Genomic DNA, 14,985 nt, shown 5'->3' with positions numbered 1-14,985 from the left:
TGCAATCTACGCTGTTGGCATGTCCGACGAATCCGAACGCACATCACAGCCCGCCAAGCCCACCCGGCGCCTCGATGCGCGCAGCCTGCGAGGGCTGGCCCACCCGCTGCGGATGAACATCTTCGAACTGCTCAGCCTGGACGGCCCCGCTACCGCCACCAAGCTCGCCGAACGCCTCGGGCAGAACACCGGCACCATCAGTTGGCACCTGCGCCACCTCGCCGAACACGGCTTCATCGAGGAGGAGACCGGACGGGGCACGACACGCGAGCGCTGGTGGAGAAGGGTCGACGTCTCCAATGAGCTGAACACCGCCGATTTCCGCGACGATCCCGACACCCGGGGCGCGCTGTCGGTCTACCTGCACGAACTGCTGCAGCAGCACTTCAGCCGGGTCGTGAACTACATCGGCGAGGACTGGGACGACACGTGGCGGAGCGCCGGTACTGTCTCGGACTGGAGTGACCTGCGGATGACTCCGAAGCAGTTGAAGGCACTCAACGCGGAGCTGATGGCTGTCATCGCCCGCCACACCCCCGCTCCGGACGCCGAGCCCGCTCCGGACGCGCTCCCTGTCGTCGTGCAGCTTCAGTCGTTCCCCCGCAAGGGGCGTGGCTCCGCATGAGCCACGGCATACGCGGTGGCCTCCTGCGTCGCCACCGCGATTTCCGCCTGCTGTGGTGCGGCGAGACCGCCGGCAAGTTCGGCGCGTCCGTCACCGGGGTGGCGATGCCGCTGGTCGCCGTCTCCACCTTGCACGCCAGCACGTTCGAGGTCGGCCTGCTGAGCGCCGCGGCCTGGGCCCCCTGGCTGATCATCGGTCTCCCGGTCGGTGCCTGGGTGGACCGGCTGCGCCGCAGACCGGTCATGCTGGCCGCCGCCGCGGTCTCCCTCGTACCCTTCGCCGGCGTCCCGGTCGCCGCGTGGGCCGGCCGGCTGAGTATCGGACTACTGCTGGCCGTCGCCCTGCTGACGGGCACGGCAGCGGTCTTCTTCCAGACCGCCTACACCGCCTATCTCCCCACCATCCTGGAACCCGATGACCAGCCCGAGGGCAACGCCAAACTGCACGGCAGCGCGTCCGCCGCGCAGATTGCCGGGCTCGGTTCCGGCGGCCTGATCGCACAGTTGGCCGGTGCGGTGAACGGGATGTTCGCCAACGCCGCGACATTCCTCGTCTCCCTCCTGTGCCTCGCAGGCATCCGACATCGCGAGCCACGCGTCACCAGAACCGAACACCGCCACACTTCACTGGCCGGTGAAGTCCGCGAAGGCCTGCGGCTGATCGCCTACGACCCCTGGTTCCGCACGTTCACACTCTTCGGAGCCGCCTCCAACCTGGCCCTCATGGGATACCAGTCCATCCAAGTGGTCTTCCTGGTCCGGAGCGTCGGCCTGACCCCGGGGACGGTCGGCGTACTCATCGCGGCGACCAGTGCCGGAGGCGTAGCCGGGGCGTTCGCCGCACGCCGGGTCGCTCACCGGATCGGCACGGCCCGCGCAACACTGCTGTTCGAACTGGGACTTCCCACACTCGGTCTGCTCATCCCGCTGACCATCGGCGGAGCCGGGATCCTGCTCTTTGTGACAGGTGGCTTCAGCGTCTCCGCGGGTGTCGTCGCCGGCAACATCATCAAGGCGAGCTTCCAGCAACGCTACTGCCCGCCGGATCTCCTCGGCCGTCTCACCGCGAGCACAGCATTCCTCAGCTACGGAGCGATCCCCATCGGAGCACTGCTCGGCGGCGTGCTGGGAACCGCACTCGGCCTTCGCACCGCCATGGCCATCACGACAGCGGGGATCCCGCTCGCCGCACTGATCCTGTTCTTCTCCCCGATCCGGCGCTCCCGGGACCTGCCAACGTCCCGCCGGACAACGAGCACTCCCGCACTTTCGCCGGCCTCTGATGGCGAACCGGCCCTCCCTCGTCACTGATCACCATCGCACCGGGCCATTCCCTCACCTTCCGTCGGCCATCAAGGGTGGAGGCGGTTGCTGTTCCCATAGGCCGCTGTCCGGTGATCGGGGGCGCGGTGCGAAGCGAGGTGGGTGGGTGGGGCTCGGTCGGGGTGGCGGGGGTCAAGGGGGGTCGTACACCACTTCCCAGGGGCGGCTCCGGGCCCGCGCACCCGTCGCCGGCCCCGGCACCGCCACCCGGTCCCGCACCAGCACCCCCGCCGCCACCCGGGCAAACCGCGCCGCCCCCGCGTGCGCCCCCTGCGCGGGCCACGCCGCAGCGACCCGCTGCACCAGCGGCCGCCCCGCCAGCGGCCGCCAGGCCACCCGTGGTTCCTTGCGCGCGGCGGTGCCCCGTTCGAAGGCCACCCCCTGCCCCGCCGCCACGAGCCCGAGCAGGAACTCCGGGTTCCGCGCGTGCCGCACCCGCCCCGGGACGAAGCCGCCGGCGCGGCACGCGTCGAGCGTGGCGTCGTACCAGCCGGGCGCGGCGTCCCGCGGGCACAGCACCAGGTCGTGCCCGGCCAGGTCGGCGAGGCCGACCTCCGGTAGCCGCGCGAGCGGCGACGTACGGGGCAGCACCACGCCCAGCTCCACGGCCACCTCGGGGCCGACGGCGAGCCCGGTCGCGTCCACCGGCTGGTGCAGGAGCCCGACGTCGAGGCCGCCGGAGGCGAGCAGGCGGAGCTGTTCCTGCGTGGACACCTCCTGGAGGTCCACGCGCAGCCCGGGCGCCTCCTCCGCGCAGGCGGCGAGCAGCGCGTGCAGCACGGGCGCGGCGATGTCCTCGGGCACGCCCGCGCGCAGCGTACCGACGTCCCCGTCGACGGCCCGCCGCACCAGCGACCGCAGCCGCTCCTCGCGGACCAGGAGCTCGCGGGCCTCGTCGTACAGGACGCTCCCGGCGGGGGTCAGCCTGACCTGGCGGTTGTTGCTCCGGTCGAAGAGTTCGGCGCCGAGCTCCCGCTCCAGGCGGCGCACGGCCTGGCTGAGCGGCGGCTGCGCCATGCCGAGCAGTTCGGCGGCCCGGCTGAAGTGCAGCTCCTCCGCGGTGACGACGAAAATACGCAGGTGCCGCATGAGATCCACGGGACGAGCGTAGGCGAGGGAAAGTGAGGGGCGGGATGCGGGTCGAGGACCGGATACGAGAGGTGTTCGCGCGGGCGGGCGCGGAGGGCGCGCTGCACGCGGTACGCCTCCCCTCCCCTGGCGCGCATACGTCCCCCAGCAGGACCGCCTTTCCTGGCGAGGGCACTTCCCCCGGCAGGGCCGCCTCCCCTGGCGGGAACGCTTCCCCCAGCAGGGCCGCCTCTCGGGCTGAGGGAGGTGGCCCCGAAGTCGCCCTCGACGCCGACACCCCCGTCCCCCTCGCCTCCGTCTTCAAGGTGCTGCTGGTCCTGGAGTTCGCCCGGCAGGTCGTCGCGGGGCAGCTCGATCCGCGGGAGCGGGTGCTCGTGACGGACGAGCACCGGCTCGGCGGGTGGGGTACCGCGGGGTGCGTGGACGACTTGGAGATCTCGCTGCGCGACCTCGCGTACTTCGCGCTGACGGTGAGCGACAACGCCGCGGCCGACGCCCTGCTGTCCCGCGTCGGCGTCGACACGCTGGGGATGCTCGCGCGGGAGCTGGGGCTGGAGCGGACCAGGATCGTGGGCGGGCCGCGGGAGGCCCTCGCGTCGATGCTGGCGGACGTCGGCGCGCGGACCGAGGAGGAGTTCGCGGCGCGCTACCGCGCGCTGCCGGACGAGCGGAAGCGCCGCCTCGGCGTCCTCGACCCGCGGCGCGCCAACGCGAGCACGCCCCGCGACGTGACGCGGCTGCTCGACCTGATCTGGCGGGACGAGGCGGGCCCGCCCGAGGCCTGTGCGCAGGTGCGGGCCCTGATGGAGCGCCAGGTGTTCCGGCACCGGCTGACGTCCGGGTTCCCCGACGACGTACGGATCGCCGCGAAGACCGGCACACTGCCGGGCCTGCACATCGAGGCGGGCGTAGTGCGGCTGCCCGAGGGGGACCGGTACGCGGTGGCGGTGTTCGCCCGGAGCCGCGCCATGGTCGCGGACCTCACGCGGGTGGACGCCGCCATCGGCACGGCGGCCCGGCTGGCCGTCGACAGCCTGCGCCCCGCCGCGGCCGCCGCACCCCCGTCCCCGTCCCCCCGGCAGCGCGTCGACGCCGGGGATCCGCGCGTGGCCGACACCCCCCACGCCGAGGATCCGCGCGTGGCCGAGACCTCCAAAAACCGGCTCTGACCTGCTGTGATACGGGATCGCATATCGATGGCCCCGGCTGGGGATCTTGGACGTCGCGCCCCGTCGCCTGATCTGCTGCCGCCATGAACACGCACACACGCCGGTCCACCCCCGGCCGCCGTACCCTCCTGCGCGGCGCCGCCCTCGGGGCGGCCGTCCCCCTGATCCCCGCCACCGCGTCCGCGAAGGACACCGAGGGCGCCGCCGCCCCGGCCGGGCGCGGCCGGGCCGCGGACTCGGTCTCGGTCTCGTACCGCTGGCTCGGCACCTCGGGGTGGCGGATGGACCTCGCACGGGGGGCGCGGACGGCCACCGTGCTCGTCGACCCGTACGTCACCCGCTTCGACACCGGGCTGTTCAGCGGCTCCTTCGACCCCGACACCCGGCTGCGCACCGACAAGGCGCTGGTGCGCGAGCACGCGGGTACGCCCGAGGTCGTCTGCGTCACGCACACCCACTGGGACCACCTCAACGACGTGCCGTACCTGGCCCGTTCGACGGGGGCCCGGGTCATCGGCACGGAGACGACGTACCAGGTGCTGCGCTCGTTCGGCGTCGACGCCGGGCAGATATCCGTCGTGAAGGGCGGCGAGGTGCTCGACTTCGACGGGTACGTGGTGGAGGTCGCGAGCTCCCGGCACAGCCGCAACGGCTCATACTCCTACTTCGCGCCGGGCACCCTGAACGCCCCGCCCGCGGCCGCGCCCCGGACGATCTCGGACCTGCCGGAGGGCGACACGCTCGCCTTCAAGGTGACGCCGGACGGCGGGCCGTCGGCGCTCTTCATGGGCGCGAGCGACTTCGACGAGCGCTCCTTCGCGGGTCTTGAGCCGGACATCGCGATGGTGGCCGTGGCGTCGAGCGCGTCGACGTACCGGTACGTGCCGCGCCTGCTGCAGACGCTCGGCCACCCGGACGTGCTCGTGCCCGTGCACTGGGACGACTTCGAGAAGCCGCTGAGCCGGCCGCCCCGCAAGGACGGCACGGGCCTGGACGACTTCCTCGCCCAGGCCCGTGAGGTCAGCCCCGCCTCCCGGCTCGTGGTGCCGGACTACCGGACGGTGTACGGGGCGGACCTCCGGCCCCGCTCCTGACCCGCCGCCGGGCGGGTGCGCTACCGCCGCACCTTGCGCGTCGCCCGCAGCCACTCCTTGTTCATGGCGGCGATCGACGGCAGCGGGATGCCCTTGGGGCAGGCGGTGGCGCACTCGCCGGTGAGGGTGCAGCCGCCGAAGCCCTCGCTGTCCATCTGGGCGACCATGTCGAGGACGCGGGTCTCGCGCTCGGGCGCGCCCTGCGGGAGCACGTTCAGGTGGTTGACCTTGGCCGAGGTGAACAGCATCGCCGAGCCGTTGGGGCAGGCGGCCACGCAGGCGCCGCAGCCGATGCACTCGGCGTGCTCGAAGGCGGAGTCCGCGTCCGGCTTGGGCACGGGCGTCGCGTGGGCCTCCGGCGCGGAGCCGGTGGGGACGCTGATGTAGCCGCCGGCCTGGATGATGCGGTCGAAGGCGGAGCGGTCGACGACCAGGTCCTTGACGACCGGGAAGGCGGCCGCCCGCCACGGCTCGACGTCGATGGTGTCGCCGTCCTGGAAGGACCGCATGTGGAGCTGGCAGGTGGTGGTGCGCTCGGGCCCGTGCGCGTCGCCGTTGATGACGAGCGAGCAGGCGCCGCAGATGCCCTCGCGGCAGTCGTGGTCGAAGGCGACGGGCTCCTCGCCCTTGAGGATCAGCTCCTCGTTGAGGGTGTCGAGCATCTCCAGGAACGACATGTCCGGCGAGATGCCGTCCACCTCGTAGGTGGACATGTGGCCTTCGGCGTCGGCGTGGCGCTGGCGCCAGACGCGCAGGGTGAGCTTCATGCGTAGCTCCGCTGAGTGGGGTGGACGTACTCGAAGACCAGGTCTTCCTTGTGCAGGACGGGGGCGGTGCCGGTGCCGGTGAACTCCCAGGCGGCCGCGTAGGAGAACTCCTCGTCCCTGCGGGCGGCCTCCCCGTCGGGGGTCTGGGACTCCTCGCGGAAGTGGCCGCCGCAGGACTCGGCGCGGTGCAGGGCGTCGAGGCACATCAGCTCGGCGAGTTCGAGGTAGTCGACGATGCGGTTGGCCTTCTCCAGGGACTGGTTGAGCTCCTCGCCGGTGCCGGGCACCTTCACGCGGCGCCAGAACTCCTCGCGGATCTGCGGGATGCGCTCCAGGGCCTTGCGCAGGCCGCTGTCGGTGCGCGCCATGCCGCAGAACTCCCACATCAGCTCGCCGAGTTCGCGGTGGAAGGAGTCGGGCGTGCGGTCCCCGTCGACGGCGAGCAGGAGGTTGAGCCGGTCCTCGGTCTCGGCCAGCGCCTCCTGGACGACGGGGTGGTCGTCGGTGACCTCCTCGTGGTGCGGGTTGCGGGCCAGGTAGTCGTTGATGGTGGCCGGGAGCACGAAGTAGCCGTCGGCGAGGCCCTGCATCAGGGCGGAGGCGCCGAGCCGGTTGGCGCCGTGGTCGGAGAAGTTGGCCTCGCCGATCGCGAACAGCCCGGGCACGGTGGTCTGGAGGTCGTAGTCGACCCACAGACCGCCCATCGTGTAGTGCACGGCGGGGTAGATCCGCATCGGCACCTCGTACGGATCCTCGTCGGTGATCCGCTGGTACATGTCGAAGAGGTTGCCGTACTTGGCCTCGACGGCCTTGCGGCCCATGCGCGCGATGGCGTCGGCGAAGTCGAGGTAGACGCCCTGGCCGCCCGGTCCGACGCCGCGGCCCTCGTCGCAGACGTTCTTGGCGGCGCGCGAGGCGATGTCGCGCGGGACCAGGTTGCCGAACGACGGGTAGATCCGCTCCAGGTAGTAGTCGCGCTCGTCCTCGGGGATCTCGCCCGGCGGGCGCGTGTCGCCCTTGGCCTTGGGCACCCAGATGCGGCCGTCGTTGCGCAGCGACTCGCTCATCAGCGTCAGCTTCGACTGGTGGTCACCGGTGCGCGGGATGCACGTGGGGTGGATCTGGGTGAAGCACGGGTTGCCGAACCAGGCGCCGCGCCGGTGGGCCCGCCACACGGCCGTCGCGTTGGAGTTCATGGCGTTGGTCGACAGGTAGAAGACGTTGCCGTAGCCGCCGGAGGCGAGGACGACGGCGTCGGCGAAGTAGGTGTCGATCTTCCCGGTGACCAGGTCGCGGGCGACGATGCCGCGGGCCCGGCCGTCGACGACGATCAGGTCGAGCATCTCGGTGCGCGGGTGCATCTCGACGTTGCCCGCCGCGATCTGCCGGCTCAGCGCCTGGTAGGCGCCGAGCAGGAGCTGCTGGCCCGTCTGGCCGCGGGCGTAGAACGTCCGGGACACCTGGACGCCGCCGAAGGAGCGGGTGTCGAGCAGGCCGCCGTACTCGCGGGCGAAGGGGACGCCCTGCGCCACGCACTGGTCGATGATCTCGACGGAGATCTGCGCGAGGCGGTGCACGTTGGACTCGCGGGCGCGGAAGTCCCCGCCCTTGACGGTGTCGTAGAACAGCCGGTGCACGGAGTCGCCGTCGTTGCGGTAGTTCTTCGCGGCGTTGATGCCGCCCTGCGCGGCGATCGAGTGGGCGCGGCGCGGCGAGTCCTGGTAGCAGAACTGCACGACGCGGTAGCCCTGTTCGGCGAGCGTGGCCCCGGCGGAGCCGCCCGCCAGGCCGGTGCCGACGACGATGACGGTGTGCTTGCGGCGGTTGGCGGGGTTGACCAGCTTGGCCTCGAAGCGGCGGGTGTCCCAGCGCTCGTGGATCGGTCCCCCGGGCGCCTTGGTGTCGGCGACCGGCTCCCCGGTGGCGTACTCGGCATAGGAATTCATCGGTCAGCTCACCACTCCGGTCATGACGCCGACGGGTACGGAGACGAAGCCCGCGGTCAGCAGCAGCGCGAGGCCGTTGGCGCAGGTCTTCAGGGCGCGGTCGCGGCTCGCGCTGCCCACACCGAGGGTCTGGGCGGCGCTCCAGAAGCCGTGCCGGACGTGGAGGCCGAGGGCGACCACGGCCGTGATGTAGACGACGTTGCCGTACCAGGTGGAGAAGGTGTCGATGACGTTCTGGTACGGGTGCAGGTGCTGGAACTCCCCCGGGTGCGCGGTGCCCGTCGTCAGGTCCAGGATGTGCCAGACGATGAACAGCCCGAGGATGATCCCGCCCCACCGCATGGTGCGCGTGGCGTAGCTCGCGCGCGGCCTCTTGTGCACGTACTTGCTGGGGCGCGCCCTCAGGTCCCGCTTGCTGAGCTGGTACGCGGACACGGCGTGCGCGACGACGGCGGCGACGAGCACGACGCGGATCACCCACAGCGTCCACTCCCAGCGCATGACGGGCCCGCCGAGGGTGCGCAGCCAGTGCGCGTAGTGGTTGAAGTCGTCGGGGCCGAAGAAGATCTTCAGGTTCCCGATCATGTGGGCGACGAGGTAGAGCAGCATGATCAGGCCGCTCACCGCCATGACGGTCTTCTTGCCGACGGTGGAGTCCCACACCGTGCGGGGTAGTGACGGCCGTCGGTCCGTCCGCGTTGCCAGAGCCATGCCGGAAACGCTAGGGCCGAAGAGCCCTATCAGTCCAAGACATGGATCTGCTCATCTCGATAGGCAGGACCTATTGTCAGTCGTATCGTGTGGCCCATGCAGTTCCAGCAGCTCCTGTACTTCGTCGCCGTGGCCGAGACCCGCCACTTCACCCGGGCCGCCGAGCGGGTGCACGTCTCGCAGCCGTCGCTGTCGCAGCAGGTGCGCGCCCTGGAGAAGGAGCTGGGCGCCGAGCTGTTCAGCCGGGCCCGGGGCAACATCACGCTCACCGACGCGGGCGAGGCGCTGCTCCCGCTGGCCCGCCGCATCCTGGCCGACGCCGACACCGCCCGCATCGAGGTGCAGGAGCTGGCGCAGCTCCGGCGCGGCCGGGTGCGCCTCGGCGCGACGCCGAGCGTCTGCACGGGCCTGCTGCCGCAGGTCCTTCGCGACTTCCACGACCGGCACCCCGGTATCCAGCTCCTGATCGAGGAGGGCGGCAGTCACGACCTGGTCCGCCAGCTGGCGCGCGGCGCGCTCGACCTGGCGCTCGTGGTGCTGCCGCTGCCGAGCCCGTCGCCCGCCCTGACGACGGTGGAGCTGCTGCGCGAGGACCTGGTCGTGGTCTCCTCCCCCGACGCCCCCGGCCTCGGCGCCACGGCCCGCGTCGCCGACCTCCAGGGCGAACGCCTCGTGATGTTCCGGCACGGCTACGACCTGCGCGAACTCACGGTCGCGGCGTGCCGCGCGGAAGGCTTCGAACCCGAGTTCGCCGTCGAGGGCGGCGAGATGGACGCCGTCCTCGGCTTCGTCCGCGCCGGCCTCGGCGTCGCCGTCGTCCCCCGCATGGTCGCCGAGCGCTCAGGCAGCGGCCTCCGCATGACCCCCCTCTCCCGCCCCCGTCTCCGCCGCACCATCGCCCTGGCCCACCGAAGCGACGTGGCACCCCCACGAGCAGCCCGAGAACTCCAGCGAATGCTCCTCACCCGGGAACCCTGAGGGCCCACCGGCGGGGGGTACCAGCCCGTCCGGCACACGACGGACCACCGGCAGGGATATCAGCCCGTCCGGCGTTTGAGGACGAGCGCGCCAGCGCGATGACCCCACGACGGCCCGCGAACGAAAACGAACGGCAACGGAGGGTGACAGCCCGTCCGGCGCTTGAGGACGAGGCGCGGAGCGCCGAGAACCCCGCCCCGGACGCCCCCGTCAGGAAACGTCCGCGAGAGCCAGCTCGTGCAACCGGTCCGGCGGCCCCGGCCGGGCGTAGTACCAGCCCTGAGCGGTGTCGCACCCCAGCTCCCGCAACTGGTCGGCCTGCGCCCCGGTCTCCACGCCCTCCACCGTGACCGCCAGGTCCAGGCTGTGGGCCAGCGAGACGATGCCCTCGACGATCTTCAGGTCGACCGGGTCGACGGGGTAGTGCTGCATGCCCTGCGTGAAGGCGCGGTCGAGCTTGAGCACGCTGACCGGCAGCCGCCGCAGGTTCGCGAGGTTCGAGTAGCCGGTGCCGAAGTCGTCGAGGGCGATGTCGACGCCCATCTCCGCGAGGTGGCGCAGCGGCTTGAGCAGGTCGTCGTCGGCGCCGATGAGCGCCGACTCGGTGACCTCCAGGCAGAGCGCGCCCGGCGCGAGGCCGGTGCGCTCCAGGATCTCGACGGTGTCGGAGACGAGGCCGGGGTGGGTGAGCTGGCACGGCGAGAGGTTCACGTTGACGCGCAGCGGGCCCGCGTCGGCGTGCCGCGCCTGCCAGGTGCGGGCCTGCCGCACGGACTCCTCGAGGACCCAGCGCCCGAGCGGCACGATGAGCCCGGTGTGCTCGGCGAGCGGGATGAAGCGGTCCGGTCCGATGACGCCGTGCTGCGGGTGCAGCCAGCGCACGAGCGCCTCGGCGCCGCGCACGCTGCCGTCGCCGAGGTGCACGAGCGGCTGGTACTCGATGAAGAACTCGCCGCGCTCCAGGGCCACCGGCAGCGCCGTGGTGAGGCCGTGCCGGGTGATGGCGCGGGCGTCGGCCTCGGGGTCGGCCAGCTCGCAGCGGTTGCCGCCCGCGTGCTTCGCCCGGTACATGGTGATGTCGGCGCTGCGCAGCACCTCCGCGGCGCCGCGGTCGGCGGCCGGGCCCTCCACGATGCCGATGGAGCCGCGCACGGTCAGCTCGCGGCCGTCGACGCTGATGGGGGTGGCGAGCGCGTGCATGATGCGCCCGGCGAGTTCGTCGACGCCGCGCTCGGTGTCGGGCCCGGTGGTCAGCGCCACGAACTCGTCGCCGCCGAGCCGCGCGACCATCTCGCCGGGCGCGGTCGCGCAGGCCTGGAGGCGGTCGGCGACCTCGACGAGGAGCCGGTCGCCCGCCGCGTGCCCGAGGCTGTCGTTGATGGCCTTGAACCCGTCGAGGTCCAGGTAGCACAGGCCGAACCGGGCCCCCTTGCCCGCGGCGAGCGCCTTCTCCAGGCGTTCGAAGAACAGCGTGCGGTTGGGCAGCCCGGTGAGCGCGTCGTGCGTGGCCTCGTAGCGCAGGCGCAGGTGGAGCAGGCGCCGCTCGGTGGTGTCCTCGACGAGGGCGAGCTGGTACTGCGGCACGCCGTCGGCGTCGCGCAGCAGGGAGACCGTCAGGTTGGTCCACAGGACCGTGCCGTCGGGGCGGTAGAACGCCTTCTCCACGCGGTAGTGCTCGCGCTCGCCGCGCACCAGCTCCTCGTACAGCCGCCACACGTGCGGGGAGTCGTCGGGGTGGGACCACTCGCCCACGTTGCGCCCGCGGAGCTGGTGTTCGAGGCCGCCGAACATGCGCACCAGCGCGTCGTTGACCTCCAGGACGGTGCCGTCGAGGTCGGCGATGCCGATGCCGATCGCGGCGCCGTGGAACACCGCGCGGAAGCGGGCCTCGCTCGCGTGCAGGGCCTCGGCGACGGTGCCGCGCGCGGCCAGGGCGGCCCGGGATATGGCCTCCTGCTCGGCGAGGGTGCGCTCGCGCAGGGCCCGGGCGAAGCCCGCTGCCACGGCGTGCTGGAGGCGCGCGCAGCGGGCCCGCAGCTCCTCGCGCTCGCCCTGCGCGCCGCAGTACAGGACCAGGTAGGCCTCCACCACGTCGAGGGTGCGGCTGAGCGTCTCCGGCTCGGTGCAGTCCGCCTCGACCAGGGCGGCGCCGACGGACTCGCCGGTGGCGGCGCGGAACGGCCGCTCCTCCAGGGCGTCGCGCAACCGCCGGGCGAGCGGCTCCAGTTGGCGTTCGAGTTCGGGTCTGGTCAGTGAGGTGGCGGTCGCCGGGAACAGTGCGCGGCTCCAGATGGTGGCGAACCTGCGCAGTCTGTCCTCCGGCCCGTCCGGCTCGGCGCTCAACGCTTGCGTCCCACGCCGGCGAACCCGGAGGAGGCCCAGGGTTCCTCGACGGCGTCCGCGTCGAGTTCCGTGTCGGCCCGCCACTGCGGCATCGGCACGAGGCCGGGTTCCACCATGTCGTATCCCTCGAAGAACCGCGCGATCTCGGCACGCGATCGCATGATCAATGGATTGCGGATGTCGTTGTACACGCCGACGGCACCATCGGTCTGCTCCCGCGGAACCGGTGTCCCTTCGTACGCGGCATGGGTCACGGCGAGGAGGCTGCCGGGCGCTGTCGCGTCCCGCAGCTCACCGACCGCCGCGTAGGGATCGTACGCGTCCTCGACGAAGTGGAGTACAGCCACCAGCAGGAGGAGGACCGGCAGTCGGGCGTCGAGCACCGCCTTGACGTCCGGGTCGCCCAGGATGTCGCGGGGCCTGCGCAGGTCGGCGAAGACCGCGGCGGCCCGCGGGTCGCCCTCCACGGTGGCGCCGGCGTGCGCGACGGCGACGGGGTCGTGGTCGACGTACACCACCGTCGCCGCCGGGTCCGCGGCCCGGGCCACCTCGTGCGGCGCGCCGGAGGACGGGATGCCGCAGCCGATGTCGAGGATCCGCGTGACGCCCTCGGCGACGGCGAAACGCACAGCTCGCCGCATGAAGGCACGATTCGCCTGAGCGATCTTCGGTAAGCCGGGCAGGAACACCATGGCGTGGCGGGCGGCCTCCCGGTCCGCCTCGAAGTTGTACGAGCCTCCCAGGTAGCAGTCGTTGATCCGGGCCACGCTCGGCATCGCGATGTCGATGCCGGGCGGGGCCCAGGCAGGACGCTCCATCAACACTCCAAGGCTTAGGCGTCAGGCTGAGGCGAGCCGGTGTTCGAGGGTGAGGCTACTGATCGCCGGCCAAGGGAGCGAGTCAAACCGGAAATTGGCCGTCCGTTCTCGGTCACTGCCTGGGTCGCTGCCATTGGCACATGCCGTACGCACGTGGTGACGCAGGCGGTTTTCCGTCACGGAGCGCGCTCCGGGGACCACCGTCCGGAACGTGTCCCGGGAGGCGCACTGCGGGGGCGCTGTGGGGGCGCTTCGGGGGGCCGCGGGGGGCGCCGCAGGGGGCGCCGCGGGGGCTGCGGGGGTGCTTCCGGCACAGCGCGCGAAGGACCGGCCCGGTCCCTCCGTCGTACGGCCGCCGGCACGGCTGCTCGTACGGGGAGGGAACGGACCGGTCCTGGAGCCCGGCCGGGGGGGGGCCGGGCTATCGGGAGGCGCGCACCGCCTTGCCGTCGGGGCGGGCGGCGAACCATGTGCCGCCCACGCCCTGGCCGTTGGTGTCGCCCGGCTTCTTGTCCCCGGCGAAGGTGTACAGCGGCCAGCAGTCGATCGTCTGCTGCTTCAGCCCGTCGGGCCGGTCGAAGGTGACGAAGCCCTTCTTCAGGATGTTCCGGGTGTCGTTCTTCGCGACGGGCTCGACAACCGGCCACTTCTTCAGACAGGCGCCGGTGCAGGCGGACTTCATGGGCCAGGCGGAGTCCTTGGTGAAGCGGTAGACGGTCATGCCGTCGCGGTCGACGACGATCTCGCCGAGTTCGGGGTCCTTGCGCGTGGAGAGCCCGGCCGGGTCGGCCGGCCGCGCCGCGCCGCCGCCCCCGGCGGCCCCCGGCCGGGCCTTCTTGCCGTCGGGCGCGGCCGCGAACCAGGTGCCGCCGACGCCCTGGCCCTTGGCGTCACCGGGCTCGGTGTCCTTGGCGTACCGGTACATCGGCCAGCCGTCGAGCGTGAGCTGCTTGCTGCCGTCGGGCCGGGTGACCTCGCCGAGCAGGGAGGCGTCGACGCCGGGCGGGGCCTGGGCGCCCTTGGCGGGCACGACGGGCCAGGCCTGTTCGCAGGCGCCCGCGCAGTTCGACGCGGGCGGCTGGGCGGTGTCCTTGTCGAAGCGGTACAGCGTGAAGCCCGCGCTGTCCGTGACCACCTTGCCGAGCTTCTTGCTGTCCCAGGCGCCCAGTTGCCCCGCGGACCTCGCCTTGCCCGGGCGGGCCGCGCCCTTGCCGGCCCCTTTCCCGTCCGAGCCGTCCTTGCCCGAGTCCGCGCCGTAGCCGTTGCCGCTGCCGCTGCCGCTGTCCGAGCCGTAGCCGTCGCCCGGGTCCGCGCCCTTGTCGACCGGTGCCTCGTTGCCGACTTTCTGGCCCTTCGGGGACCGGTCCCCCTGGTCCTGACCGCACGCCGTCGTCAGCGCCAGCACGGCCGCGGTCGTCGCCACGAGCGAGGCGCTCCGCCAGGTCTTCATCTCGCACTCCCACTGTCCGCTCGGGTGTCGCGACGCCCACTGGCATCACGCATGGCCCTAGGTACGGGCGGGGCGGGGGAAGGCGTTCAACGGCGGGTCGGAATTCTTCGTCGGTGGCGCCCGGAAGGGGCGAACCCGCGTGCGGCGTGTCCCACCTTCGGCGGGTTTCGCTCATCTTCTCCCCCGGCGGGTCGCGCCCGCCCCCATGCTCTGCGTCGTGCCCGGATCACCCAGGGGTCTTCTCGCTCCCGCCACCCGCGTGTTCGCGCTGCTCACGCTCTCCCTGCTCGTGGCCGCCCCGGCGGGCTCCGCCGTCGCCCCGGCCGACGCCTGCGCGTACGCGTCGACCGGCCCGGGCGGGTCGGCGACGGCGTACGCGGGCAGCGGAGCGCGGTGCAAGCCGCCGAAGCCTCCCAAGCCCACGCCGCCCAAGCCGACGCCGCCGAAACCCACGCCGCCGAAGCCGACACCCCCCAAGCCGACGCCACCGAAGCCCACTCCCCCGAAGCCCACCCCGCCTAAGCCCACCCCGCCGAAACCCACTCCCCCGAGGCCGACGCCGCCGGCACCGACCCCGCCCGAGCCTGCGCCGCCGCCCCCGCGGCCCGTACCCCCGGCCCCGGCCCCCCCCCCCCCCCCCCTGGCGGCCCCCCCCCCCCCCCCAAAGGGAGAC

At 72.6% G+C, this 14,985-nt stretch carries 11 protein-coding genes and 1 pseudogene; 5 read left to right on the top strand and 7 right to left on the bottom strand.

The window, feature by feature from the left end; genetic code table 11:
• Positions 1 to 19: 19 nt before the first annotated feature.
• Both QK440_RS28770 and QK440_RS28765 read left to right on the top strand, forming a co-directional pair.
• Entirely contained in the window at positions 20 to 625 is a 606-nt protein-coding gene (locus QK440_RS28770; RefSeq protein ID WP_282796142.1) for a helix-turn-helix domain-containing protein, read from the top strand.
• The gene (locus QK440_RS28765; protein ID WP_282796141.1) at positions 622 to 1,935 is read left to right on the top strand and encodes an MFS transporter; all 1,314 of its coding nucleotides are present in this window, start codon (positions 622 to 624) and stop codon (positions 1,933 to 1,935) included. Before QK440_RS28770 ends, QK440_RS28765 begins: the two co-directional genes overlap by 4 nt.
• 144 nt (positions 1,936 to 2,079) lie before the next feature.
• Here QK440_RS28765 and QK440_RS28760 read toward each other — a convergent pair whose 3' ends face one another.
• Positions 2,080 to 3,036 carry a LysR family transcriptional regulator gene (locus tag QK440_RS28760; protein WP_282796161.1) on the bottom strand — a complete coding sequence of 319 codons (957 nt, stop codon included), beginning with the start codon at positions 3,034 to 3,036 and terminating at the stop codon, positions 2,080 to 2,082.
• A gap of 44 nt (positions 3,037 to 3,080) precedes the next feature.
• Between QK440_RS28760 and QK440_RS28755 the strand changes: the two are divergent.
• Together QK440_RS28755 and QK440_RS28750 are read left to right on the top strand one after the other, a co-directional pair.
• Positions 3,081 to 4,076: pseudogene (locus tag QK440_RS28755) on the top strand (serine hydrolase); the annotation flags it as partial.
• Between the two features lie 212 nt (positions 4,077 to 4,288).
• Positions 4,289 to 5,299 (top strand): MBL fold metallo-hydrolase, encoded by a 1,011-nt coding sequence (locus QK440_RS28750; protein ID WP_282796140.1) that lies wholly within the window; start codon positions 4,289 to 4,291, stop codon positions 5,297 to 5,299.
• A 20-nt stretch (positions 5,300 to 5,319) separates the two neighbouring features.
• On the opposite strand, the gene QK440_RS28745 is transcribed toward QK440_RS28750, so the two are convergent.
• Genes QK440_RS28745 through QK440_RS28735 form a run of 3 tightly spaced genes read right to left on the bottom strand, consistent with a single transcriptional unit; the run spans position 5,320 to position 8,723 of the window.
• Positions 5,320 to 6,066 carry a succinate dehydrogenase/fumarate reductase iron-sulfur subunit gene (locus QK440_RS28745; protein ID WP_282796139.1) on the bottom strand — a complete coding sequence of 249 codons (747 nt, stop codon included), beginning with the start codon at positions 6,064 to 6,066 and terminating at the stop codon, positions 5,320 to 5,322.
• Complete coding sequence (locus QK440_RS28740; RefSeq protein WP_282796138.1) at positions 6,063 to 8,012, bottom strand: fumarate reductase/succinate dehydrogenase flavoprotein subunit; 1,950 nt, start codon at positions 8,010 to 8,012, stop codon at positions 6,063 to 6,065. The genes QK440_RS28745 and QK440_RS28740 overlap by 4 nt, the downstream gene beginning before the upstream one ends.
• 3 nt (positions 8,013 to 8,015) lie before the next feature.
• Positions 8,016 to 8,723, bottom strand: coding sequence for a succinate dehydrogenase (locus tag QK440_RS28735; RefSeq protein WP_282796137.1), 708 nt, complete (start codon positions 8,721 to 8,723; stop codon positions 8,016 to 8,018).
• Between the two features lie 96 nt (positions 8,724 to 8,819).
• Between QK440_RS28735 and QK440_RS28730 the strand changes: the two genes are divergently transcribed.
• Positions 8,820 to 9,701 carry a LysR family transcriptional regulator gene (locus tag QK440_RS28730; protein ID WP_282796136.1) on the top strand — a complete coding sequence of 294 codons (882 nt, stop codon included), beginning with the start codon at positions 8,820 to 8,822 and terminating at the stop codon, positions 9,699 to 9,701.
• A gap of 210 nt (positions 9,702 to 9,911) precedes the next feature.
• Here QK440_RS28730 and QK440_RS28725 read toward each other — a convergent pair whose 3' ends face one another.
• The 3 genes from QK440_RS28725 to QK440_RS28715 all read right to left on the bottom strand — a co-directional run bounded on the left by QK440_RS28725 (position 9,912) and on the right by QK440_RS28715 (position 14,312).
• Entirely contained in the window at positions 9,912 to 12,044 is a 2,133-nt protein-coding gene (locus QK440_RS28725; RefSeq protein WP_282796135.1) for an EAL domain-containing protein, read from the bottom strand.
• Complete coding sequence (locus tag QK440_RS28720; RefSeq protein WP_282796134.1) at positions 12,041 to 12,862, bottom strand: SAM-dependent methyltransferase; 822 nt, start codon at positions 12,860 to 12,862, stop codon at positions 12,041 to 12,043. Before QK440_RS28720 ends, QK440_RS28725 begins: the two co-directional genes overlap by 4 nt.
• Positions 12,863 to 13,283: 421 nt before the next feature.
• Positions 13,284 to 14,312, bottom strand: a complete 1,029-nt coding sequence (locus QK440_RS28715; RefSeq protein WP_282796133.1) for an SCO0930 family lipoprotein — start codon at positions 14,310 to 14,312, stop codon at positions 13,284 to 13,286.
• Positions 14,313 to 14,985 lie beyond the last annotated feature (673 nt).

This window comes from Streptomyces sp. CC224B (assembly GCF_030010595.1).
GTDB classification, from domain to species: Bacteria; Actinomycetota; Actinomycetes; order Streptomycetales; family Streptomycetaceae; genus Streptomyces; species Streptomyces longispororuber.
This window is presented reverse-complemented; position numbering and strand designations above follow the sequence as displayed.

Excerpts from the sequence above, each read along its gene's own strand:
- QK440_RS28715 (WP_282796133.1), bottom strand. The coding sequence starts at position 14,312 with ATGAAGACCTGGCGGAGCGCCTCGCTCGTGGCGACGACCGCGGCCGTG.
- QK440_RS28750 (WP_282796140.1), top strand. The coding sequence starts at position 4,289 with ATGAACACGCACACACGCCGGTCCACCCCCGGCCGCCGTACCCTCCTG.
- QK440_RS28730 (WP_282796136.1), top strand. The coding sequence starts at position 8,820 with ATGCAGTTCCAGCAGCTCCTGTACTTCGTCGCCGTGGCCGAGACCCGC.
- QK440_RS28720 (WP_282796134.1), bottom strand. The coding sequence starts at position 12,862 with ATGGAGCGTCCTGCCTGGGCCCCGCCCGGCATCGACATCGCGATGCCG.
- QK440_RS28760 (WP_282796161.1), bottom strand. The coding sequence starts at position 3,036 with ATGCGGCACCTGCGTATTTTCGTCGTCACCGCGGAGGAGCTGCACTTC.
- QK440_RS28765 (WP_282796141.1), top strand. The coding sequence starts at position 622 with ATGAGCCACGGCATACGCGGTGGCCTCCTGCGTCGCCACCGCGATTTC.
- QK440_RS28740 (WP_282796138.1), bottom strand. The coding sequence starts at position 8,012 with ATGAATTCCTATGCCGAGTACGCCACCGGGGAGCCGGTCGCCGACACC.
- QK440_RS28745 (WP_282796139.1), bottom strand. The coding sequence starts at position 6,066 with ATGAAGCTCACCCTGCGCGTCTGGCGCCAGCGCCACGCCGACGCCGAA.
- QK440_RS28770 (WP_282796142.1), top strand. The coding sequence starts at position 20 with ATGTCCGACGAATCCGAACGCACATCACAGCCCGCCAAGCCCACCCGG.
- QK440_RS28735 (WP_282796137.1), bottom strand. The coding sequence starts at position 8,723 with ATGGCTCTGGCAACGCGGACGGACCGACGGCCGTCACTACCCCGCACG.